The 21,317-nt window shown below is 71.9% G+C and carries 18 protein-coding genes and 1 tRNA gene; 3 read left to right on the forward strand and 16 right to left on the reverse strand.

Annotated features, from left to right (window positions below; translation table 11 throughout):
• Positions 1-79 precede the first annotated feature (79 nt).
• The 5 genes from ORG17_RS09125 to ORG17_RS09145 form a co-directional block, all read right to left on the reverse strand.
• Positions 80-1,051: a helix-turn-helix transcriptional regulator gene (locus ORG17_RS09125; protein ID WP_214526232.1), complete on the reverse strand. Its 972-nt coding sequence runs from the start codon at positions 1,049-1,051 to the stop codon at positions 80-82.
• Positions 1,044-2,096 carry a helix-turn-helix transcriptional regulator gene (locus tag ORG17_RS09130; RefSeq protein ID WP_214526231.1) on the reverse strand — a complete coding sequence of 351 codons (1,053 nt, stop codon included), beginning with the start codon at positions 2,094-2,096 and terminating at the stop codon, positions 1,044-1,046. Before ORG17_RS09130 ends, ORG17_RS09125 begins: the two co-directional genes overlap by 8 nt.
• A gap of 71 nt (positions 2,097-2,167) precedes the next feature.
• Entirely contained in the window at positions 2,168-3,088 is a 921-nt protein-coding gene (locus ORG17_RS09135; protein ID WP_214526230.1) for an FKBP-type peptidyl-prolyl cis-trans isomerase, read from the reverse strand.
• A gap of 42 nt (positions 3,089-3,130) precedes the next feature.
• The gene (locus ORG17_RS09140) at positions 3,131-4,309 is read right to left on the reverse strand and encodes a tRNA (adenine-N1)-methyltransferase (RefSeq protein ID WP_214520315.1); all 1,179 of its coding nucleotides are present in this window, start codon (positions 4,307-4,309) and stop codon (positions 3,131-3,133) included.
• Positions 4,306-5,055: an HAD family hydrolase gene (locus ORG17_RS09145; RefSeq protein WP_253183650.1), complete on the reverse strand. Its 750-nt coding sequence runs from the start codon at positions 5,053-5,055 to the stop codon at positions 4,306-4,308. The genes ORG17_RS09140 and ORG17_RS09145 overlap by 4 nt, the downstream gene beginning before the upstream one ends.
• Before the next feature lie 147 nt (positions 5,056-5,202).
• Between ORG17_RS09145 and ORG17_RS09150 the strand changes: the two genes are divergently transcribed.
• Positions 5,203-6,126, forward strand: coding sequence for a proteasome assembly chaperone family protein (locus tag ORG17_RS09150; protein WP_027465645.1), 924 nt, complete (start codon positions 5,203-5,205; stop codon positions 6,124-6,126).
• An 864-nt stretch (positions 6,127-6,990) separates the two neighbouring features.
• Here ORG17_RS09150 and mshC read toward each other — a convergent pair.
• The 3 genes from mshC to ORG17_RS09165 all read right to left on the reverse strand — a co-directional run bounded on the left by mshC (position 6,991) and on the right by ORG17_RS09165 (position 10,458).
• Positions 6,991-8,235, reverse strand: a complete 1,245-nt coding sequence (mshC, locus tag ORG17_RS09155) for a cysteine--1-D-myo-inosityl 2-amino-2-deoxy-alpha-D-glucopyranoside ligase (protein ID WP_027465646.1) — start codon at positions 8,233-8,235, stop codon at positions 6,991-6,993.
• Entirely contained in the window at positions 8,232-9,062 is an 831-nt protein-coding gene (locus ORG17_RS09160; protein ID WP_027465647.1) for an undecaprenyl-diphosphate phosphatase, read from the reverse strand. The genes mshC and ORG17_RS09160 overlap by 4 nt, the downstream gene beginning before the upstream one ends.
• A gap of 67 nt (positions 9,063-9,129) precedes the next feature.
• On the reverse strand, positions 9,130-10,458 hold the full coding sequence (locus ORG17_RS09165) for a M20/M25/M40 family metallo-hydrolase (RefSeq protein ID WP_214526229.1): 1,329 nt from the start codon (positions 10,456-10,458) through the stop codon (positions 9,130-9,132).
• A 161-nt stretch (positions 10,459-10,619) separates the two neighbouring features.
• Between ORG17_RS09165 and ORG17_RS09170 the strand changes: the two genes are divergently transcribed.
• Positions 10,620-10,705 (forward strand) — tRNA-Leu (locus ORG17_RS09170).
• A 400-nt stretch (positions 10,706-11,105) separates the two neighbouring features.
• Here ORG17_RS09170 and ORG17_RS09175 read toward each other — a convergent pair.
• The 7 genes from ORG17_RS09175 to ORG17_RS09205 all read right to left on the reverse strand — a co-directional run bounded on the left by ORG17_RS09175 (position 11,106) and on the right by ORG17_RS09205 (position 19,129).
• Entirely contained in the window at positions 11,106-11,690 is a 585-nt protein-coding gene (locus ORG17_RS09175) for a CxxCxxCC domain-containing protein (RefSeq protein WP_214526228.1), read from the reverse strand.
• Between the two features lie 11 nt (positions 11,691-11,701).
• Positions 11,702-12,841, reverse strand: coding sequence for a zinc-dependent alcohol dehydrogenase (locus tag ORG17_RS09180; RefSeq protein ID WP_071244714.1), 1,140 nt, complete (start codon positions 12,839-12,841; stop codon positions 11,702-11,704).
• A gap of 155 nt (positions 12,842-12,996) precedes the next feature.
• Positions 12,997-14,325, reverse strand: coding sequence for an NAD(P)/FAD-dependent oxidoreductase (locus ORG17_RS09185; RefSeq protein WP_027465651.1), 1,329 nt, complete (start codon positions 14,323-14,325; stop codon positions 12,997-12,999).
• Positions 14,326-14,357: 32 nt separating this feature from the next.
• Positions 14,358-14,567, reverse strand: coding sequence for a hypothetical protein (locus ORG17_RS09190; RefSeq protein WP_214526227.1), 210 nt, complete (start codon positions 14,565-14,567; stop codon positions 14,358-14,360).
• A gap of 7 nt (positions 14,568-14,574) precedes the next feature.
• Complete coding sequence (locus tag ORG17_RS09195; protein WP_214526245.1) at positions 14,575-16,365, reverse strand: DEAD/DEAH box helicase; 1,791 nt, start codon at positions 16,363-16,365, stop codon at positions 14,575-14,577.
• 188 nt (positions 16,366-16,553) lie between these two features.
• A complete protein-coding gene (gene dinB / locus ORG17_RS09200; protein ID WP_214526226.1) occupies positions 16,554-17,798 on the reverse strand; it encodes a DNA polymerase IV in 1,245 nt (414 codons plus the stop codon).
• A gap of 167 nt (positions 17,799-17,965) precedes the next feature.
• Positions 17,966-19,129, reverse strand: a complete 1,164-nt coding sequence (locus ORG17_RS09205; protein WP_214526225.1) for an acyl-CoA dehydrogenase family protein — start codon at positions 19,127-19,129, stop codon at positions 17,966-17,968.
• Positions 19,130-19,152: 23 nt separating this feature from the next.
• Between ORG17_RS09205 and ORG17_RS09210 the strand changes: the two genes are divergently transcribed.
• A complete protein-coding gene (locus ORG17_RS09210; RefSeq protein WP_182065056.1) occupies positions 19,153-19,947 on the forward strand; it encodes an SGNH/GDSL hydrolase family protein in 795 nt (264 codons plus the stop codon).
• A 28-nt stretch (positions 19,948-19,975) separates the two neighbouring features.
• Here ORG17_RS09210 and ORG17_RS09215 read toward each other — a convergent pair whose 3' ends face one another.
• Positions 19,976-21,310 (reverse strand): serine hydrolase domain-containing protein, encoded by a 1,335-nt coding sequence (locus ORG17_RS09215; RefSeq protein WP_250892118.1) that lies wholly within the window; start codon positions 21,308-21,310, stop codon positions 19,976-19,978.
• Positions 21,311-21,317: the final 7 nt, after the last annotated feature.

Genomic DNA, 21,317 nt, shown 5'->3' on the forward strand with positions numbered 1-21,317 from the left:
GGTAGCCGAAGCCCACCGTCCATGATCGGGCCTACCCGGTCGGAACGTGCAGCGCTCGGACGGGCCGCAGCGGCAGACCTCAGCCCGCAGCGAGGGCCGCGGCCGCGAAGTCGCGCACGGCGTCACGGGCCGCGGGCGGGTCGAGCACCACGGCACGACCCGGCAACCCCGCGACGAGCCGGACCACGCCGTCGAAACCGTGCGACGCCGCGAGCCGGATGCGCACACGACCGTCACCGTCGGTCGCGTCGGCGGTGTCGGACAGGAAGTCGGCGACCAGGGGCAGCGACGTCGAATCGAGTTCCACCGTGACGATGACGTCGTCGGCGGCCTGCTGGAACAGCGTGTCCGGGATCACGACCTGGTCGATGGTCTTCTCGGCCGGGCGGTCGTCGACGCGCGCCTCCGACATCCGGTCGAGCCGGAACGTCCGGAGCGCCTGCCGGTCGAGGTCCCACGCGCGCAGGTACCAGTCGGTGTCGATGGACTCGACCCGGAGCGGATCGACCCGTCGGGTGCCGCCCTGGGTCCGCGGTCCGGCGTACTCGAAGACCAGGCCGCGGCCGTCGGACATCGCCCGGCGGATCGTGGCGAGGGCGACGTCGTGCAGGTCCTGCCCGACGGCGACGGTCGACGCCGCTCCCCCGGCACCGCGGGACAGCTTGGCCATGAGCGCGCGGATGGCGTCACGGTCGGCGGCCTCGGGCAGCGCGGACAGGTACTGCAGGCCGGCGATGAGCGCCGACGCTTCACGAGCCGACAGACGCGGTGAGTCGTCGATCGCCACCAGGTTGGTCAGCACGATCATGTCGTTCTGGTCGAAGTCGTCCCAGGCGATGTCGAACAGGTCGCCGTGCTGGTACTGCATCGTCTCGCCGGGCACCCCGGACACCGCGATGAGTTCGACGGCGCGCCGGATGCGGGCCTCGGGCACACCGAAGTGCCGAGCGGCCTCGGCCACCGAGACCCGCTCGCGGTCGATCAGGTACGGCACCAGGGCGAGCAGGAACGCGAGCTTGTCCTGCGCCTGCAGGGGTTGGGCGTCAGCCACGAACGGGGTCCTCTCCGGGGGCTGCGGCACGATCGTCGTCGGTGTGGTCGCGCACGAGTGCGCGGAGGCGCTCTTCGACCCGTGCCCGCAGGTCGTCGGGCTCGAGCACCCGGACCTCGGGCCCGAAGGCGGCGAGTTCCTCGGCGAGGATCTGCGGGTCGACGTGGTGCAGCACGAGCGCGCCGTCGGCGTCGGTCTCGGTGTCGCGGCGACGGGTCAGTCGGCGTTCGGCGTCGGAAGCCGGCATCACGGCGATGCGCGCGGTGCGCTCGGCCCAGATCCGCTCGAGTTCGGCGAGGGTGCGCTCCCCCGCGCCGACGGGAGCGGTGTGCTGCCCGACCTCGTACTGGGTGACGGGTCCGACGATGCGGGCCAGCAGGTAGTTCTTGTCCGAGTCGGTCGCGAACTCGTGGGCGGCGAGCATCCACCGGCCGCCGTGCTGCACCAGGGCGAGTGGAGCCACTTCGCGCCGACGGGCGTCGTGCTGCCCCGGCGTGATGTAGTCGAAGCGGACTGCGGCACCGCGGTCGAGCGCGGAACGGAGCGGCTCGAAGGAGGCATCACGGGCACGAAGCCGCGGGGCGTACGCGTCGACCCCGAGCTGCAGGGCACCGTCGTCGTCCTCGGCACCGGCCGAGCGGACCTTCAGCAGGCCACGACGGGAGTCGGCGGACAGTGCGCCTTCGCGCCAGGCCATCGCGGCCAGGGAGAGCAACGCGGATTCGTCCGGGGTGAAGCGGACGTCGACGGGCAGGTCGTACTCGCCCTTCGGGATCCGGTACCGGAGCGTCTGGTTGTTGCCCGCGGCACCCGGGGTCTCGATGGTCTCGAGGGGGATGCCGAGCTCGCGGACGTCGTCCTTGTCGCGTTCGAACTGGCGCTCGAGCGAGGCGTTGTCGCCACCGGTCGAGAACCGCTGCCGGTACCCCTGCACGTTGGCCAGGATCTCGGCCTTGGTCAGCCCGGACTCCGTCGAGAGCAGCGCGAGCACGAGGCTGAACAGCCGCTCCTCGGCGGGCACACGGGGCACACGGGTCGCTGGCACGAGCCGATCCTACGGCAGCGCGGGTGCACCGGAGTGCACCCGCGCCGCGGTCCGTGGACGGTCGGACCGGGTCAGTTCGAGATCGCCCCGAGGACGTCGATCACGTACGCGTACGCGGTCCCCTGCTGGTTGACGATGGCCAGGACCTGGTCGCCGACGTGGTGCCCGACGATCGCGGTCCGGACGCCCTCGTCGACCTGGCCCTTGGTGAGCGGGATGGCCTGCGCGCCGGAACCGTCGGTCCAGCTGGATCCGGCGACGGACGGGTCGGCGCCCCAGGTGACGGCGGTGTACTTGATGACCGCGGTGTCCTTCGCGGTGAGCTCGCGACCGTCGCCCTTGCGGAGCAGGTGCGTCTCGTTCGACTTCGGCGCGCTCCACGACGGGATCGTGATGCCGGGGGCGCCGGAGGGTGCGAGCACCACGGCCGGCATCTTGTCGCCGGCGAGCTGCGGGGTGCCCGTGGCGCGGGCGTCGAACGCGCGCTTGACGTCGATGACGGCGATCACGGCGTCCTCGGTCTTCTTCGACGAGGAGCTGCCACCGGTGCCGTCGGTGCTGCTCAGGGCGCTCTTCGGCAGGGCCACCGCCAGGCGGTCACCGACGTGGGCGCACTGCAGCGAGGCACCGAGGGCCCCGTAGTTGCTCGCACCGGCGGTGATCGGTGCCGTCTGGCCGGAGTAGCCGCTCGTCTGGGCGACCACGCCCGTGGAGCCGTCGACCAGGGTGTACTCGACCAGGACGGGGGTGCCGTCGTCGATCGTGCGACCGCTGCCCTGCTTCAGCACGGACACCTGCGTGCCCTTGGTGGTCAGGCCCTTCGGCACGTTGACCTTCGGCTCCGAGCCGAACTTGCCGGTGGCGGTCACCGCTTCGGACGCGGCGCCGGGAGCGGCACAGCTCGAGGGCGTGGTGCCGGCACCGTTCGAGGCGCAGGCGGTGAGCGACACCGCGAGACCGATGGTGACCAGGAGTGCGGGGATGGTGCGCACGGACCCTCTTTCCGTTCGATGCAGGACGGGCACGCCGTCAGCCTACCGTTCGTCCTCGACGGCCCCGGACGGAGCCGCAGCAGCGTCCGACGGAGCCTCAGCAGCCCCGGACGGCGCCGCAGCACCATCCACCGCCGACGACGCCTCGGCGGCTGCGACCTTGCGCGCCTGCGCCGCCGACTGCCGAGCCACCTTGCGGAGCTTCTTGTCGCTCGTCGCCCGCTCGCCCACGGCGCCGGGGGTCCAGGCCTCGATGTCCTCGTCCGAGAACTCCGCCTTGCCCGCGCGGCGCTTCAGGTTCGGCAGCACCGTCCCGTCCGCCAGGCGTCGTGCCGTGATGAGGAACCCGGTGTGCCCGACCATGCGGTGGTCCGGGCGGACGGCAAGGCCCTCGACGTGCCAGGTGCGCACCAGGGTCTCGCTCGGCATCGGGTCGGTGAAGCGTCCGGTGTCACGCAGGGCCTCGGCCGTGCGGGACAGCTGTGTGACGGTCGCGACGTAGCAGACGATGAGCCCGCCGGGCACGAGGGCGTCGGCCGCGGCGTCCACGCACTCCCACGGCGCGAGCATGTCGAGCACGACGCGGTCGACGCTCTGCGGCTCGGTCGCGTCGGGCAGCGACTCGACCAGGTCGCCGACGGTGACGGACCAGTTGTCCGGGACGGCGCCGAGGAAGGTGCCGACGTTGCCCTTCGCGATCGCCGCGAACTCCTCGCGGCGCTCGAACGACTGCAGCTGCCCGGTCGGGCCGATCGCGCGGAGCAGGAACAGCGACAGCGCCCCCGAGCCGACGCCGGCCTCGACCACGCGGGCCCCGGGGAAGACGTCCGCGAAGGCCACGATCTGCGCCGCGTCCTTCGGGTAGACGATCGCGGCGCCACGCGGCATCGACATCACGTAGTCGTTGAGCAGCGGGCGGAGTGCGAGGTACTCGTCACCGGTGCTCGCCCGGATGACCGAGCCGTCGGGCTGCCCGATGACGTCGTCGTGCCGGAGCACCCCACGGTGCGTGTGGTACTCACCCGCGGTCTCGAGCGACAGCGTCGTGAGCTTGCCCTTCGGACCGGTCAGCTGCACGCGGTCGCCGGCCCGGAACGGGCCGCGCGGTGGCGTGTGCGGTGCGCCGCCCGCGGTGTGCGGGAGCGCTGCGGTCGGGTCCGCGGTCGGACTGGAGGCGCTGCTCGCGTCCGCCTCGTCGCGTGCGTCGTCGGTGTGGCTCATCGGGTGACCCCTTCGGTGTCCGCAGCGTGCGCCGGGTCCGGCACCGCGCCTCCAGTCCGTGCGGCCAGTGCCGGCGTCGTCAACTCGACCAGCCGGTCGACGTCGACGCCCGCCAGGGTGGTCAGGTGCACGTCGCCGCCGGCGATCTCGGACAGCGGGACGATGTGTTCGACGGCGACCGTGACGGCGCCGGAGGCGACGGCCGACGCGACGCCGGTGGCGGAGTCCTCGATCGCGACGCACGCGGTGGGCTCGACGCCGAGCTGCGCGGCGGCGGACAGGTACGCGTCCGGGAACGGCTTCGGGCGGTCGACGTCGTCGCCGGCCACGACGACGCGGAAGCCGCGCTCGCCCAGGGCCTCGGCGGCGACGAGTGCCATCTTGCGACGGGACATCGTGACCAGGGCGGTCGGGATGCCGCGGGCGTGGAGCTCCTCGACGAGCTCACGGGCACCCGGCCGCCACGGCAGTTCACCGGCGCGCAGGTGCTCCATCACGTAGTCGGTCATCCACTGGATGATCTCCTCGACCTCCATGTCGACGCCCTTGGCACGGAGGAGCTCACCGGAGCGCTCGAGACCGCTGCCCACCAGGGACAGGCCGTCCTCGTGGGTCCACTCGGCGCCGTAGCGGTTCGTCAGGTCGACCTGGGACCGCTGCCAGATCGGCTCGGTGTCGATGATCGTGCCGTCCATGTCCCACAGCACGGCTGCGGGCGGGACGAGGGCAGGAGGATGCGCGGTCACGGGCGACGAGTCTACCGGGGCCGTTCCGCTGGGCGCGGACGCGCGCGTGCGCCGACACCCCCTGGGCCTACAGTGGATGCCTGAATCGTGTCCGGCCGGGGGCATCGCTCCCGCCCCGCTCCGCTCCACCACCAGGAGGTCCGCTCCGTGCCACAGCACTCCCCCTTCAGCGACGGTCGCTTGCTCGTCGTCGCCTTCGAGGGCTGGAACGACGCCGGCGAGGCCGCGAGCGGTCTGGCGCGTCGCATCGTCGAGTCCCTCGGGCTCGACGAGCTGCGCGAACTCGATGGCGAGCGGTACGTCGACTACCAGTTCAACCGGCCCACCGTCGGCACCGACGACAACGGCGACCGCGGCGTGCAGTGGCCCCGGATCGTGCTGCACGGCCCCGGTGCCGAGGGCCGTCCGGTCATCGGCGCCACCGGCTCCCCCACCGACCGTGACGTCTTCGTGCTCGTCGGTCCGGAACCCTCGCGCACCTGGCGGGGCTTCTGCTCGGAGATCATCGACCTGGCGGACGTCTACTCGATCGACGCAGTCGTCTTCGTCGGCGCCATGCTCGCCGACGTCCCGCACACCCGACCGATCTCGGTCTTCGTGTCGAGCGAGAACGCCGGGGTCCGCGCCGCCTTCGACGTCGACAAGTCCTCGTACGAGGGCCCGACCGGCATCCTCGGGGTCCTCGCCGACGCGATGGACAAGGCCGGGCTGACCACGCTGTCCCTGTGGGCCTCGGTGCCGCACTACGTGCACAACTCGCCCTCGCCGAAGGCCACGCTGTCGCTGCTCGACAAGATCGAGGAGCTCACGGACGTCACGGTGCCGCGCGGGTCGCTGCTCGACGACGCCACCGAGTGGGAAGAGGGCATCGACGCCCTCGCCGCCGACGACGAGGACATGGCGTCCTACATCGGGCAGCTGGAGCAGGCGCGCGACACGGTCGATTCCCCCGAAGCCTCGGGCGACGCCATTGCGCAGGAGTTCGAGCAGTACCTCCGTCGCCGTGAGCGCAAGGACGGCAAGGACGGCGGCACCGCCGGTGGCGAGGGGCCGTGGCGGCCCCAGCAGTAGCCGTCACCCACTGACGGACGGGAGGCGCGGTGCCAGCTGGCACCGCGCCTCCCGTCGGTGGGCGGCGTGCGGTCACGACACCCCGCTCACCTCCGGCGAGTGGTCACGAACTGTCGGCTGCGGCCCGCCCGGACGACGATTCCTGACCCCTCGGCGGCACGCGCGCGGCGTGTCGCGACCACTCGCCGCGCGGGAGGCGCGGGTCGGCCCCGCCACGGGCCTCCCGTCCGGCGGACGCGAACGGTCACGACACCCCGCTCACCTCCGGCGAGTGGTCACGAACTGTCGGCTGCAGCCAGCCCAGGCGACAGTTCCTGACCCCTCGGCGGCACACACGCGACGCGTCGCGACCACTCCGCGGACGGGAGGCACGGGGCAGGACCGCCACGGGCCTCCTGTCCGGCGGACGCGAACGGTCACGACACCCCGCTCACCTCCGGCGAGTGGTCACGAACTGTCGGCTGCAGCCCGCCCAGGCGACAGTTCCTGACCCCTCGGCCGCACACACGCGACGCGTCGCGACCACTCCGCGGACGGGAGGCACGGGGCAGGACCGCCACGGGCCTCCTGTCCGGCGAACGCGAACGGTCAAGACACCCCGCTCACCTCCGGCGAGTGGTCACGAACTGTCGGCTGCGGGACGCCCGGGCGACAGTTCCTGACCCCTCGGCAGCGCGCACGCGACGCGTCGCGACCACTCGCCGCGCGGTCACGACACACCGGTCACGTCCGGCGAGTGGTCGCGAACTGTCGGCTGCGGCCCGCCCGGGCGACAGTTCCTGACCCCTCGGCCGCACGCACACGACGTGTCGCGACCACTCCGCGGACGGTCACAGCACCGGCGCGACGGCCAGTGCGCCGAGGTCAGGCCAGGCGGATGCCGAGCAACGCGTCGATCAGGTCGAGGAGTTCCGCCGTGCACGCCGTGCCGCCGGCGATCGCGGTGTCGACCGCGGCGACGGCACCGGGGGTGTCGAGGTCGTCGGAGACCCGCGCGCGGATGCGTGCCGCGACGTCCGCTGCGTCGTCGGCGTGCCCTGCGGAGGCTCCCGAGGCCCAGGCATCCCAGCCGGCGAGCCGGGTCTGGGCACTCGTCAGCTCGGTGTCGAACCACTCCCAGTCGTCGGAGTACTTGTGCGACAGCAGTGCGAGCCGGATGGCCCGCGGGTCGGCACCGTCGTCGAGCAGCCCGCGCACGGTGACCAGGTTGCCGAGCGACTTCGAGATCTTCGTGCCCTGGTAGGCGATCATCCCGGTGTGCACGAAGGCGTTCGCGAGGGGCTGGTGCGCGAGGGCGGCAGCGTGCCCGGCGCTCATCTCGTGGTGCGGGAAGACGAGGTCACTCCCGCCGCCCTGCACGCTGATCGGCAGCCCCAGGCGGTCACCGGCGATGACGCTGCACTCGATGTGCCAGCCGGGGCGACCGGGGCCGATCTCGGTGTCCCAGGCCGGTTCGCCGTCACGCGCGGCGCGCCACAGCAGCGGGTCGAGCGGATCACGCTTGCCCGGACGTTCCGGGTCGCCGCCGCGTTCGGCAGCGAGGGCGAGCATCGTCTCGCGGTCCAGGCCGCTCTCGTCACCGAGGGTCCACGCGTCGGTGGGGCGGTTCACGTCGAAGTACAGGTCGTCGCCCTCGGCGCCGTCGGTCGGGACCTCGTACGCGTAGCCGGACTCCTGCAGGAACGAGACCGCCTCGGCGACGCGCTCGACCTCGTCGGTGACGGCCACGAAGTCGTCCGGCGGCAGGATCCGCAGCGACTCCATGTCGCGGCGGAACAGGTCGACCTGCTCAGCCGCCAGGGCACGCCAGTCGACGCCGTCGCGGGCGGCACGCTCGAGCAGCGGGTCGTCCACGTCGGTGACGTTCTGCGCGTACTCGACGTCGAGCCCCGCGTCACGCCAGGCGCGGCCGAGCGTGTCGAATGCCAGGTAGGTCGCCGCGTGGCCGAGGTGCGTGGCGTCGTACGGCGTGATGCCGCAGACGTACAGCGCAGCGCGGTCCTCGTCGCGGGCGGGGTCCACCGGCTTGCCCGTTGCGGTGTCGTGGACGACCGGTCGGGGCGCGGCGCCGGGGACGTCGGGGACGGATGGGGCCTGCCAGGCCCTCACGGCTGGATCACTCCGAGCGACAACAACACGATGAGCACGATACCGAGTGCGATCCGGTAGACGACGAAGGGCATGAAGCTGCGCTTGCTGATGTAGTTCATGAACGCCGCGATCACGACGAACCCGACCACGAACGCGACGACGGTGGCGATGAGCGTGTCGGCGAGTCCGAACGGCGAACCGTGGTCGCCGAGGCTCGTCGCGGCCTCGTAGAACCCGGACAGGAACACCGCCGGGATCGCCAGCAGGAACGCGAAGCGCGCAGCGGCGGGTCGGGTGTACCCGAGGGCGAGCCCCATCGACACGGTCGCACCGGAACGGGACACACCGGGCACCAGGGCGAGCATCTGCGCCAGGCCGATGAGCAGACCACCGCGGAACGTCATCTGCTCGATGCGCCGCTCCTTGCGGCCGACACGGTCGAGCACCCCGAGCACGACACCGAAGACGATGAGGACGATCGCGACGATCCAGAGGGACCGGAACGTGGTCTCGATCGAGTCCTTGAGCAGCAGCCCGGCGACCCCGATCGGGATCGTGCCGAGGATCACCAGCCAGCCGAGGCGGACGTCGGGGTCACCCTTCGGCACGTCACGCTTGACCACCGATCGGAACCACCGCCCGATGATCCGGGTGATGTCCTTCCAGAAGTAGATGAGCACCGCGGTCTCGGTGCCGAGCTGCGTCACGGCGGTGAAGGCCGCACCGGGGTCCTTCGCGTCGGGCAGGAAGAGCCCCACGATGCGCAGGTGCGCGCTGGAGGACACCGGCAGGAACTCGGTGAGCCCCTGGACGAAGCCGAGGAAGATCGCCTCGAGGATGTGCATCGCACGGGCCTTTCGGGGGGGGGGGAGGTCGGTCAGGGCACCGCCACGACGGCGACCATGAACAATATCAGTACGTGGCGAGCAGGTCGGCCAGCACCCGCCGACCGAACGCCAGCGAGTCGAGCGGCACCCGCTCGTCCACGCCGTGGAACATCGCGGGGAAGTCGACACCGGCCGGCAGCTGCAGCGGCACGAACCCGTACCCCGCGATGCCGAGCGTCGAGAGCGCCTTGTTGTCGGTGCCGCCGGACAGCAGGTACGGCAGGACCGGGGCGCCCGGGTCGTGCCGGCCGAGGACGTCGCGGACGGCGTCGACCAGCGGACCGCCGAAGTCCTGCTCGAGGCCGATGTCGCGGAACGACATGACCACCTCGACGTCGGGTCCGGCGAGCTCCCGCACCCGCTCGAGCACGGTCTCCTCGTCACCCGGCAGGCAGCGGATGTCGACCAGGGCCTCGGCGGTGTCCGGGATCACGTTGTGCTTGTAGCCGGCGGTCAGCACCGTCGGGTTCGACGTGGTGTGCAGCGCAGCGTGGATGAACCGCGACGCCGAGCCGGTGGCCAGGGCGACCTCGTCCGGGCCGGTGACCGTCGGGTCGACCCCGAGGAACCGCGCCACCTCGGCGACCATCGCGTCCGTCGTGGCCGAGAGCCGGACGGGCCACTCCTCGCTGCCGATCCGGGCCACCGCCGCCGCGAGCTTCGTGACGGCGTTGTCACGGATCACGTGCGAGCCGTGGGCGGCGGTGCCGCGCGCGATCAGCTTCACCCACATGAGCGCCTTCTCGCCGGTCTGCAACAGGTAGGCGCGACGGTCACCGAGCGTGATCGAGTACCCGCCGACCTCGCTGATCGCCGCCGACGCCCCCGCGAAGACCTCCGGGTGCTGGTCGACCACGTGGTGGGACCCCAGGACTCCCCCGGCCTCTTCGTCGGCGAAGTACGCGATCACCAGGTCACGCTCCGGCGCACCGTGCTGCTCGATGACGTCGGCCAGCGACGTGAGCATCATCGCGTCCATGTTCTTCATGTCGACGGCCCCCCGACCCCACAGCGATCCGTCCTTGACCACGCCACCGAACGGGTCGACCGACCAGTTCGCCGGGTCGGCCGGCACGACGTCGAGGTGCCCGTGCACCACGAGCGCCGGCTTGTCACGGTTCCGACCGGGCACCCGCGCCACGACGCTCACACGGTCCGGCTCGGACTCGAACAACTGCGGCTCGAGACCCAGCGCGCGGAGCTTGTCCTCGACGTAGTGAGCCGCCTCGGTCTCCCCACGGGACTTCCCCTCGCCCCAGTTCGTCGTGTCGATGCGGATGAGGTCGCGGGCGATCGCCGCGGTCGCCTCGAGCTCGGGCACGGACTGCGGCTCGGAGGGCTCCGGGTTCGTCATGGCTCCACGGTATCGGTCGGCACCGACCCCGACGCCGAAGCCCGACACGCAGGACTCGCCCGGGATGCGCGACCGTGTTCATCGCGCGTTCAGACCCGTGCTAGTGTCTTCTCTCGGCAGGAACGCCGGGTTCAACCCGGGAAACAGACACCAGACACCCTGTCCGGGTGGCGGAATTGGTAGACGCGCTAGCTTGAGGTGCTAGTGCCCGTATTAGGGCGTAGGGGTTCAAGTCCCCTCTCGGACACAGGAAATGCGTCCCCCCTGACCTTTCGGTCGGGGGGCATTTTCTGTTGTGTCTTCCCGGCGAGTGCCGCCATCGCTGCGCTCAGGGCGTCACCGCCTCTGGGGCGCCACTTCGCTGCGCTCAGGGCGATCTCCGCGCCACTTCGCTGCGCTCAGGGCGGTTCAGGCGCCACCTCGCTGCGCTCGGGGCGATCGGGGCAGGAGCAGGTGAGTGGGCGGGCGGTGGACGCGGGACGTGCGGACTGGAGGCGCGGGGCGGGGCCGCAACGCGCCTCCAGGCCGGAACGTGCGCACGTCACGGGCCGGTGCGACGTTGCGCACTCCGTGTGACGGAACAAGGTCGCACCGAGTGGGCAACGCCGCACCATGGTGCAAGCCCGGCGGCCCGGCGGCGCGCGCGGTCAGCGCGAGCGGCACACCCGCTGCACCACCAGCACCACGGCACCGAGCGCCGCGAGCCATCCCCAGTTCGCGACCACCGGGTCGAGCACCTGGTGCCGCCAGTCCGACCGACTCGACCCCAGGCGCGACGCAACGGGGTGGTGCCCACGCTCCGCCGCGACGCCGGTCTCGCTGATCACCCGGTCCGGCCGCCCCCGGAGCGCATCGGTCACCCGGTGCGTCGCGACGTCCAGGCGGTCCCCGACGACGAGCAGCATCCAGTGCGCCAGGCGCCCCTCGCTGAACCGCCGGTAGGCGTACCGCCGGACCATCCCGGCGAAGCCGTGCAGGGGCTGCGCGGTGCCGAACACCGGCGTCACGTGGGCGTGCTCGATCGAGCGCTCCCGGCCGTGCGCACCGTCCTGCTGCGGCGGGAGGTCCCAGTGGGCTCCGGTGGCCGAACCGGCCTCGCGGGAGAGCTTCGGCACGGACGGCCGGTCCGCCGGGTCGAGGTCGCTCCCCCACCCCGGGATGCGGGCACGGAGCTCCTCGGCGGACGGCACCCGTCGGGGTGGATCGGCGATGTACGGGGTGTGGTCGGACATGTCGGGCCTCCTCACGGCACGACGACGGTCTTGATGCAACCGTCGAGCTTGGACGAGAACAGGTGGTAGCCCTCGGCGATGTGCTCGAGGGGGATGCGGTGCGTGATGATGTCGCTCGGCTTGAAGTGCCCGGCCTGGACGTGCTCGAGCAACCGCGGCCACTGGCGCTTCACGTGCGCCTGGTTCGTGTGGATCGTGACGCCCTTGTTCATCGCGTCGCCGAACTTCACCGCGCTCGGGATCGGCCCGTACGCGCCGACCGCCGAGACCGTGCCGCCCTTGCGGACGCCGTCGATCGCCCAGTTGAGCGCCGTCGGGGACCCGCCCTGCAGCTTCAGCTTCGAGGCGGTGACCTGCTGGGTGAAGTTGCCGTCCGCCTCGGCTCCGACGGCGTCGATCACGCTGTCCGCCCCCAGGAAGTCGGTCTGCTTCTTCATCTCGAGCACGACGTCGTCGACCTCGGCGAAGTTGATCGTCTCGGCGTGCGCGAAGCTCCGGGCCTTCTCGAGCCGGTACTCGAGCTGGTCGACGACGATCACCCGGCCGGCTCCCATGAACCACGCCGACCTGGCGGCGTAGAGCCCGACCGGCCCGGCACCGAGCACCACGACGGTGTCGCCCTCGCGGATCGACGCCAGCTGCGCCCCGAAGTACCCGGTGCTCAGTGCGTCCGTCATCATCAGGGCGTCGTCGTCGTCGAGCCAGTCCGGGATCACCTGCGGTCCGACGTCGGCGAACGGCACCCGCACGCGCTCCGCCTGCCCGCCGTCGTACCCGCCGGTGGTGTGCGAGTACCCGTAGATCCCGCCGACCGCGGTCGCGTTCGGGTTCACGTTGTGGCAGTTCGCGAAGAGTCCGCGGGCGCAGAACCAGCACGTCCCGCAGAAGATGTTGAACGGGACCATCACGCGGTCCCCGACCGACAGGGTCTCGACGGACGAGCCGATCTGCTCGACGACCCCGATGAACTCGTGGCCGAACGTGTGCCCGACCCGGGTGTCGGGCATCATGCCGTGGTACAGGTGCAGGTCCGAGCCGCAGATCGCCGCCCGCTCGACGCGGACCACGGCGTCGTTCGGGTGTTCGATCCGTGGGTCCGGCTTCTCCTCGACGCGGACCCGGTAGGGGCCGCGGTACGTCATGGCGCGCATGGACGCTCCTCTCACTCGTCCGTCCACGCTGGCGCGCGCCACGTTGGAACGGACACAGGACCGCAGATGGCGGACAGGCGGTGGACGTCCGCACAGACGGACGGGAGGCGCGGTGCCAGCTGGCACCGCGCCTCCCGTCCGATCTGTGGGTGGGTCTAGCTCTTCGACGCCTCGACGAAGTTGCGTCGCGGATCGGTTTCCTTGATGAGCGAGGTCGCGTCGCGACCCGACACGGCACCGGTGATCCAGCCGATGATGATGCGGGCCTTCCGGTTCAGGGTCGGCATCGCGTACACGTGGTACGCGCGGTGCGCGAGCCACGCGAGCAGGTTGGTCATCTTGATGCCCTTGATGTTCGCGGCACCCTTGCCGACACCGTACGACGCGACGGTGCCGATGGACGGGTGGCGGTACTCCTCGAGCGGCTTGCCGGTGATGGTCGCGACGATGTTGTCGGCGGCGACCACGGCCTGACGCACGGCGTTCTGCGCGTTCGGCGGGTAGAACGCCGGCTGCTTGTCGGCGGTCAGGTCGGGCACCTGCGCGACGTCACCGAGACCCCAGACGCCCTCGACGACCTGGTGGGTGTCCTCGGCCTCGACCTGGAGCTTCGCGTTCGCGGCGAGGTGGCCCTTCGGCCCGCGCGGCAGGTCGGAGGCGTCGAGGAGCGGGTTCGGCTTGACGCCCGCGGTCCAGACGAGCAGACCGGTGGCGAACTCGTCGCCGTCGGAGAACTTGACGACGCCGCCCTCGGCGCTCGGCATGGTGGTCTTCAGGCGGACGTCGATGCCCCGGGCACGGAGCGACTCGAGCGTCCACTTGGACAGCTCGGGGCCGACCTCGGGCGCGACGCGGTCGAGGGCGTCGATGAGCACCCAGCGGGGCTGCTCGCCGGCGAGCGACGGGTAGGTCTTGATGGCGGCCTGCGACACGTCGAACAGCTCACCGATCGCCTCGACGCCGGTGTAGCCACCGCCGACGAAGACGCTGGTCAGCAGACGGCGACGCTCGTCCTCGTCGCGGGTGGCGGCGGCCTTCGCGATGTTGTCGAGGAGCTTGGCACGCACGTAGGCGGCCTCTTCGACGCTCTTGAAGCCGACGCCGTACTCCTCGAGCCCGGGGGTCGGGAAGGTGCGGGTGACGGAACCGAGGGCGACGACGAGGTGGTCGTAGCCGAGGGTGCGGTCGTCGCCGCCGGCGGTCGCGATCGAGACGGTCTTGTCGGCCGAGGAGATCGCGGTGACCTTGCCCTGGATCACCCGGGTCTTGCGCAGTGCACGGCGCAGCTCGACGGTGACGTCCTTCGGCGCGATGTGGCCACCGGCGACCTCGGGCAGGAACGGCAGGTACGTGTAGTAGGTGTTCTGGTCCACCAGGGTGATGCGCATGGGCACCGTGGCCGCGTGCTTCTGGAGCTGCTTGACCGTGGTGTAGCCAGCGGAGCCGCCGCCGAGGACGAGGACGTGAGGGATCGAGTCTGCCATTCCTCCGGTCTACCGGACTTTGGCTTGGCGCGTCATGAGTTCCGCGGCCTGTCGCGGAGCCGCCACCACGCGGTCTCGGCCAGTTCGGGCCCCGTGAACACCCCGTGCGGGGTGCGGCGGGACTCGGTGAGCGAGAAGCGGCGCAGTCGGTAGCCGCCGCCGAAGCGGTCGATGATCGCCTCGGGTGGCGCCTCGGGGTCGCGCTTGACGTACCAGGTGCGGTCGTCGACCGGCTCGATCACGCCGCGGTCACCGTCGCCCGCCGATGCGGGAGCGCAGGATGTCGATGCGCTTCTGGATCTGCTCGATGCTCGCCTGCGCCACGGCCGGGCCACCGCTGATCCGCCGGAGTTCGGCGTGGATCGCACCGTGCGGTTCGTTCGAGTGCCGGGACCAGATCGACACGAGCCGGGCGAGCTCGGTGCGCTGCTCCTTGATCGTCATGTACATCGGGCGGTCGGGCTCGGGCGCCTTCGGCATGCCGTCCTTGGCCGTGCGGCCCTTGGACCGCTTGGCCTGGGTGGCCTGCCGGGCGCGCAGGAGGTCGCGCACCTGGTCGGGTTCGAGCAGCCCGGGGATGCCGATGAAGTCGAGCTCCTCGAGGGAACCGACCTCGCCGCCCGTGCCGAACTCACCGCCGTCGTAGAGGACGCGGTCGAACGACGCCTGCGAGTCGAGCGCCTCGAACGGCTGGACCTCGAGCAGGCTCTCGGACGCGCGGTCTTCCTTGTTGGCCTCGGCGACCATCGCGTCTTCGGGGTTGTACATGCCGTCGTCGGCGTCCTTCGGGCGGTCGAGGGCGTGGTCGCGCTCGAGCTCGAGGGTGGCGGCGAGGGCCATCAGGCCGGGGATGCTCGGCAGGAAGACACTCGCGGTCTCACCGCGGCGACGGGCACGCACGAAGCGGCCGATCACCTGGGCGAAGAACAGCGGCGTGCTCGCGCTCGTGGCGTACACGCCGACGCAGAGCCGTGGGACGTCGACGCCCTCGGAGACCATGCGGACGGCGACCATCCAGCGCGAGGTGTCCTCGGCGAACGCGCTGATGCGGCTCGACCCGGCGGCCTCGTCGGACAGCACCACGGTGGGACGCTCCCCCGTGATCTGCTGCAGGATCCGGGCGTAGGCGCGCGCCGTGGTGGTGTCGGTGGCGATGACCAGACCGCCGGCGTCGGGCACACCACGACGGACCTCGGTCAGGCGCTTGTCGGCGGCGGAGAGGACGGCCGGCATCCACTCGCCCTCGGGTGACAGCGCGGTGCGCCAGGCCTGGGCCGTGATGTCCTTCGTGACCTGCTCGCCCAGGGAGGCCGACATCTCGTCGCCCATCCGGGTCTTCCAGCGCATCTGTCCGGCGTAGGCCATGAACAGCACCGGGCGGACGACGCCGTCCTTCAGGGCTCGGCCGTAGCCGTAGTTGTAGTCGGAGATCGAGGTGCGGATGCCCTGCTCGTCGGGGGCGTACTGCACGAACGGGATCGGTGCGGTGTCGGACCGGAACGGGGTCCCCGACAGCGAGAGCCGCCGGGTGGCGCCGGAGAACGCCTCCCTGATGCCGTCGCCCCACGTCAGGGCGTCGCCACCGTGGTGGACCTCGTCGAGGACGACCAGGGAGCGGCCACCCTCGGTGATGCGCTTGTGCACCTCGGGGTTCATGCCGACCTGGGCGTAGGTGATCGCGACGCCCTGGTAGTGCCGGCCGAACATGCCGTCGCCGTTCTTGAACATCGGGTCGATCCGGATGCCGACACGGTCGGCGGAGTCGGCCCACTGGCGCTTCAGGTGCTCGGTCGGGGCCACGACGACGATGCGGTCGACGGTGCCGCGGGCGAGGAGCTCGGTCGCCAGCCGCAGCGCGAAGGTGGTCTTGCCGGCGCCGGGGGTCGCGGCCGTGAGGAAGTCGCGGGGTTCCTTCTCGAAGTACTTCGTGAGCGCTTCGATCTGCCAGGCGCGGAGCTTCGACGCCGTGCCCCAGGCGGCCCGGTCCGGGAACGCCGGCGACAGGTGCTGGACGGCCGAGTTGCCGGCCGCTTCGGCCAGGGCTGCGGCGTCGGCTTCGTCACGGGCGGCGTCACCCTGCGCCTGGGTTTGATGTGCCGGGCTGCCGTCGTGCGTCGACGACGATCCGCCTGCGCCGGACTGGTCGTCACCCGACTCCGCCCACAGCGTGGCGGGCTGCTGGTCTTCGTACTCCGCTGCGCTCACTGAACCCGATTCTACCGCCACCGTCAGTCCTGCCGAGCGTGCGGGACGCCGCCGTCAGGGGTCCGGCGGACCAGGGATGCCGGTCGCAGCACGTCGGCGCCGAAGCGTGCGGCGACCGCGTCGACCGTGGTCTCGGTGTCACGCCACGGCGCGTCGTCGTCCCACAGGGCGTTGCTCGCGGCCGCGGGCACGAGGTTCTCGCCACGCACCCCGATCAGCCGGATCTGGTTGCCCGGTCGGTGCAGCACGTCGTACAGCTCGACGGCTTCGCGGTGCAGGCGCTTCGCGACGTCGGTGGGCTCCGCCAGGGTGCGCGACCGGGTCAGGGTGGTGAAGTCGGTGTAGCGGACCTTGAGTGCCACGGTCCGGGCCTGCACGTCGGCCTGGCGCAGGCGGACGGCGACCTTGTCGGCCAGGCGCAGGAGTTCGCGGGCGACGTCGTCGCGCTCGGTCAGGTCGCGGCCGAACGTGACCTCGTGCCCGATCGACTTCTCGCCGACGCCGGTGTCGACCACGCGGGGGTCCCGACCCCAGGACAGGTCGTGCAGCCGCTGCCCGCCGGCCGGGCCGAGTGCCGACACCAGCGACCCGAGCGGGGTGTTCGCCAGGTCGCCGACCGTGCGGATGCCCCGGCGTTCGAGCGTCTCCTGCGTCTTGCCGCCGACGCCCCAGAGCGCGGACACCGGCTGCGGGTGCAGGAACGCCACGGTGTCGGCGGCGGGGACCACGAGCAGGCCGTCGGGCTTCGACCGGCTGGAGGCGAGCTTCGCGACGAACTTGGTCGACGCCGCGCCGACGGAGCAGTGCAGACCGGTCTCGGCGAGGACCGTGCGGCGGATGGCCTGGCCGATCTGCCACGGGGTGCCGTACAGCCGGAGGGCGCCGGCGACGTCGAGGAACGCCTCGTCGATGCCGAGGCGCTCGACCCGCGGGGTGAACCGGTCGAAGATCGCCATCACCGCGGCGGACTGCGCCCGGTACTTCTCGAAGTGCGGTTCGACGATGACGGCGTTCGGGCAGCGGCGCTTGGCGACGGCCATCGGCATCGCCGAGTTGACGCCGTAGCGACGGGCTTCGTAGGTGGCGGCGGTGACGACGGAGCGGTCGGAGTCGTGCCCGACGATGACCGGCAGGCCCACGAGGTCGGGGCGGTCGAGCAGTTCGACGGAGGCGAAGAAGGCGTCCATGTCGACGTGCAGCACGGTCGCCGAGACGTCGTCCACCGGTGCCTCGGAGACGAGGCGGTTCCGTCCGTCCTGCTTGCTCACACCGAGATGATGCCAGGCGCCGCCGACATCGCCGTGCCCGGGGCCGATCGCGATCGCACGGTGCGAGGTTCCGGACGTGGTGCGAGGGGGCGCGGGTGCCACCACGTGCGGAACCTCGCACCGGAGTGCCCCGCAGCGCAGCGCCTCGCACGGTGCGAGCGCAGCGCTCAGTCGAGCGGGCCGAGCACCGACGCGGCGATCGTCCGCGCCGCGGAGTCCCGCGACGACGGGTGGTACTGCCCCGCCCGGACGTCACGCGCCAGCCGCGCCAGCTCGCTCGACGACCGGAACGCCGAGCCGCCGACGACGCGCATGGCCTCGTCCACGACGTGCTGCGCGGTGTCCACGGCCCGGGCCTTGGTGCCGACGAGCAGCGGGAACCAGCGGGCTCCGAGGTCGTCGAGCTCGTCGACCGACCGCGCCAGCGACTCGACCTGCAGCGTGATCGCGTCGACCGCACCGCGCAGGTCGGCGATCGCCCGACGCACGTCGGGGTCCTGCGACCGCCTGGTGCCGTCGGCCGCGGTGCGACCCGCCACGGCGGCCGTCGCGAGCGTGATCGCGCGCTCCGCGACCCCGGCGTACACCGACGCGATGAGGAGCTCGAACGACGCGAAGATCCCGAACACGAGCGGGTCCTGGTTCGGCCCGACCGGCAGCGACCGGACGATGCGGTCGACGGGGACGTGCACGCCGTGCAGCTTCGTGGTGCGGCTCTGCGTCGCGCGCATCCCGAGCGTGTCCCAGTCGTCCAGGTGCTCGACGTCGCCGTCGGACCGCAGGACGAACCCGTGCACGAGCCGTGGCTCCGGCCCCGAGGTGTCCTTGCCGAAGACGCTCATCACGTCCCACGCCGGTGCGAGGGACGTGAACACCTTCGTGCCGGTGAACCGGTACCCGCCATCGCCGTCCGGCTCCGCCGTCGTCGACGAGTCGAACAGCACGGCGTCGTTGCCGGGTTCGCTCACCCCGAAGGCGAGCAGGTGGTCGTCCGCAGCGTGGTCGGTGACGGCCTGGAGGAACGACTCGCCTCGCGCACGCACGGCGCGGGCCGCCTGCACCCACACCTGGTGCATGCCGAGGCCGAGTGCCGTCGCCGGCGCGGCCTGGGCGAGGGCGCGCTGCACCCGCGCGGTGCCACGGAGGCCGAGGCCCGCCCCGCCCTGCTCGACCGGGACACCGATCCGCAGGTAGCCGGCGGCGCGGAGCTCGTCGAGGTCCTCGGTGCAGAACGCGTTCGCGGCGTCGTAGCCGGGGGCACGCTCGGCGATGCGGTCGAGCAGCTCGTCCGGCACCGCCCAGCCGACGGCATCCGTGTTGGCCTTCGTCATGCCACGAGACTAGGGTCCGGAACGTGTCAGATCGTCATCCTTGGACCAGGTACGTCGCGATCGGTGACTCGTTCACCGAGGGGATCGGGGATCCCGACCCCACCGTCCCGGGCGGCAACCGCGGCTGGGCGGACCGCGTCGCCGAGGTGCTCGCACACCAGACCGACGACTTCGCCTACGCGAACCTCGCGATCCGCGGGCGGCTGCTGCAGCAGATCATCGACGAGCAGGCCGAGGCCGCCGTCGCCCTGCACCCGGACCTCATCACGGTGTCCGCCGGCGGCAACGACATCATCCGCCCCGGCTCGGACCCGGACGAGCTCGCCGAGCGCGTGGACCGCCTCGTCGCCGACCTGCGCCGCGACGGAGCCACCGTCGTGCTGTTCACCGGCCCGGACGTCGGGATGACCCCGGTGCTCGGCATGGTCCGCGGCAAGACGGCGATCTACAACGAGAACCTGCACGCCATCGCCCTGAAGCACGGCGCCCTGGTGGCGAACACGTGGGCACTCCGGGTGCTCCGGGACCCGCGGATGTGGGCTCCGGACCGTCTGCACCACTCCCCGATGGGCCACTCGACGATCGCCGCGGCGGTGCTCGACACCCTCGGCGTGCCGCACGGGCTCGAACCGTTCAACCCGGACCCGCTCGAGGCGCGGCCTTGGCGCGAGGCCCGCGCCGAGGACCTCGGTTGGGCCCGGGAGTACCTGGTGCCGTGGGTGGTCCGGCGCATCAAGCACACCTCGTCCGGCGACGGGGTCTCGGCGAAGCGACCCGAGCTGCAGATCGTCACCGAGCACCCCTCCGACACCCCGTAGACGCGGCGCGACGCGGAGCCGCGGGCCCTCAGTCCGCGGGGCGCCGCAGCGTGAGCGGTCCGTCGTGCAGCGGCTCGGTCTGCCAGCTCGTCGTCGTCGATCCCGTGGCGGGGTCGATCCGGACGTGCGCCAGGTGCGGGGTCTCGACGAACCGCACGTCGACCAGGACCGTCCCGTCGTCCGCGACGGCACCGCTCGCGGCGAGCGGGCCCTCGATGACCCACTCCCCCTGCCCGACCGGCACCGACAGGGAGCCGCCGTCGACGTCGAGCGTGAGCCGCCACCCGTCGCCGTCGCGGGCCAGCGGACCGACGTCGGCGAGGCCCTGCAGCGGACCACCGTCCACGGCGGGCAGTCCCAGGGAGGCGAGCCGGGCCTCCAGGGCGGATGCCGAGGCTGCGTCGGGCGCGCGATCGACGGCGGGCAGCAGGTGCGCCCAGACCGCGTCGAGGACGGCCTGCATGTCGAGGCTCTGGCCGGTCATCGCGAGCACGACGTCCTGCTCCGGCAGGACCACGCAGAACTGCCCGTAGGCGCCGTCGCCGCGGAAGCCGTGACGGGCCATCCAGAACTGGAAGCCGTAGCCCTGGGACCAGTCGGGGTTGGCCTCGTCCGGGTTGGCGACCTGCGTGCTGGTCGCCTGCTCGACCCAGTCGGCGTCGAGGATCCGCTCGCCGTCCCAGACGCCGCCCTGCAGGTACAGCTGGCCGAGCTTGGCGACCGCGTCGGTCGGGGCGTAGCACCCGCTGTACCCGAGTTCCGCGCCGGTGTCGTCGCGGCGCCAGGCGAGGTCGTCGATGCCGAGCGGGTCGAGCAGGTGCGGGCGGAGCCACGCGACGAGGGAACCGCCGGTCACCCGCCGGACGATCTCGGCGAGGGTGTAGGTGCACGGCTGGTTGTAGGCGAAGACCGTGCCGGGCTCCGCGTCCGGCGGGAGCAGCAGGAACCCGCGCACGGTGTTCGTCGGGTCGAGGGCCTGGGCGCGGTCGATCGTCTCCTCGCGGTGGCCGCTCGCCATCGCGAGCAGGTGCCGGACGCGGATGCGGCGGCTGCGTTCGTCCGTGACGTCGGCGTCGAGCTCCGGGAAGTACGACAGCACGGTCGCGTCGAGGTCGATCAGGCCCGCCCGGACGGCGATGCCGACCCCCGCGGCGGTGAAGCTCTTGCTCAACGAGTAGAGCAGGTGCACGCGGTCGGCGGCGTAGGGCTGCCACCAGCCCTCGGCCGCCACCTGGCCGTGCCGGAGCAGCATGATGCTGTGCGGCTCCACGTCGGGCGTGGACTCGAGGGCGTCGAGCAGGGCGGTCACGCCGCCGGGATCGATGCCGAGGGCGGCGGGGGTGGTCCGGGGGAACGTCGTCATCGTCGTC

It is taken from the genome of Curtobacterium flaccumfaciens pv. betae, assembly GCF_026241855.1.
Classification (GTDB): Bacteria; Actinomycetota; Actinomycetes; order Actinomycetales; family Microbacteriaceae; genus Curtobacterium; species Curtobacterium flaccumfaciens.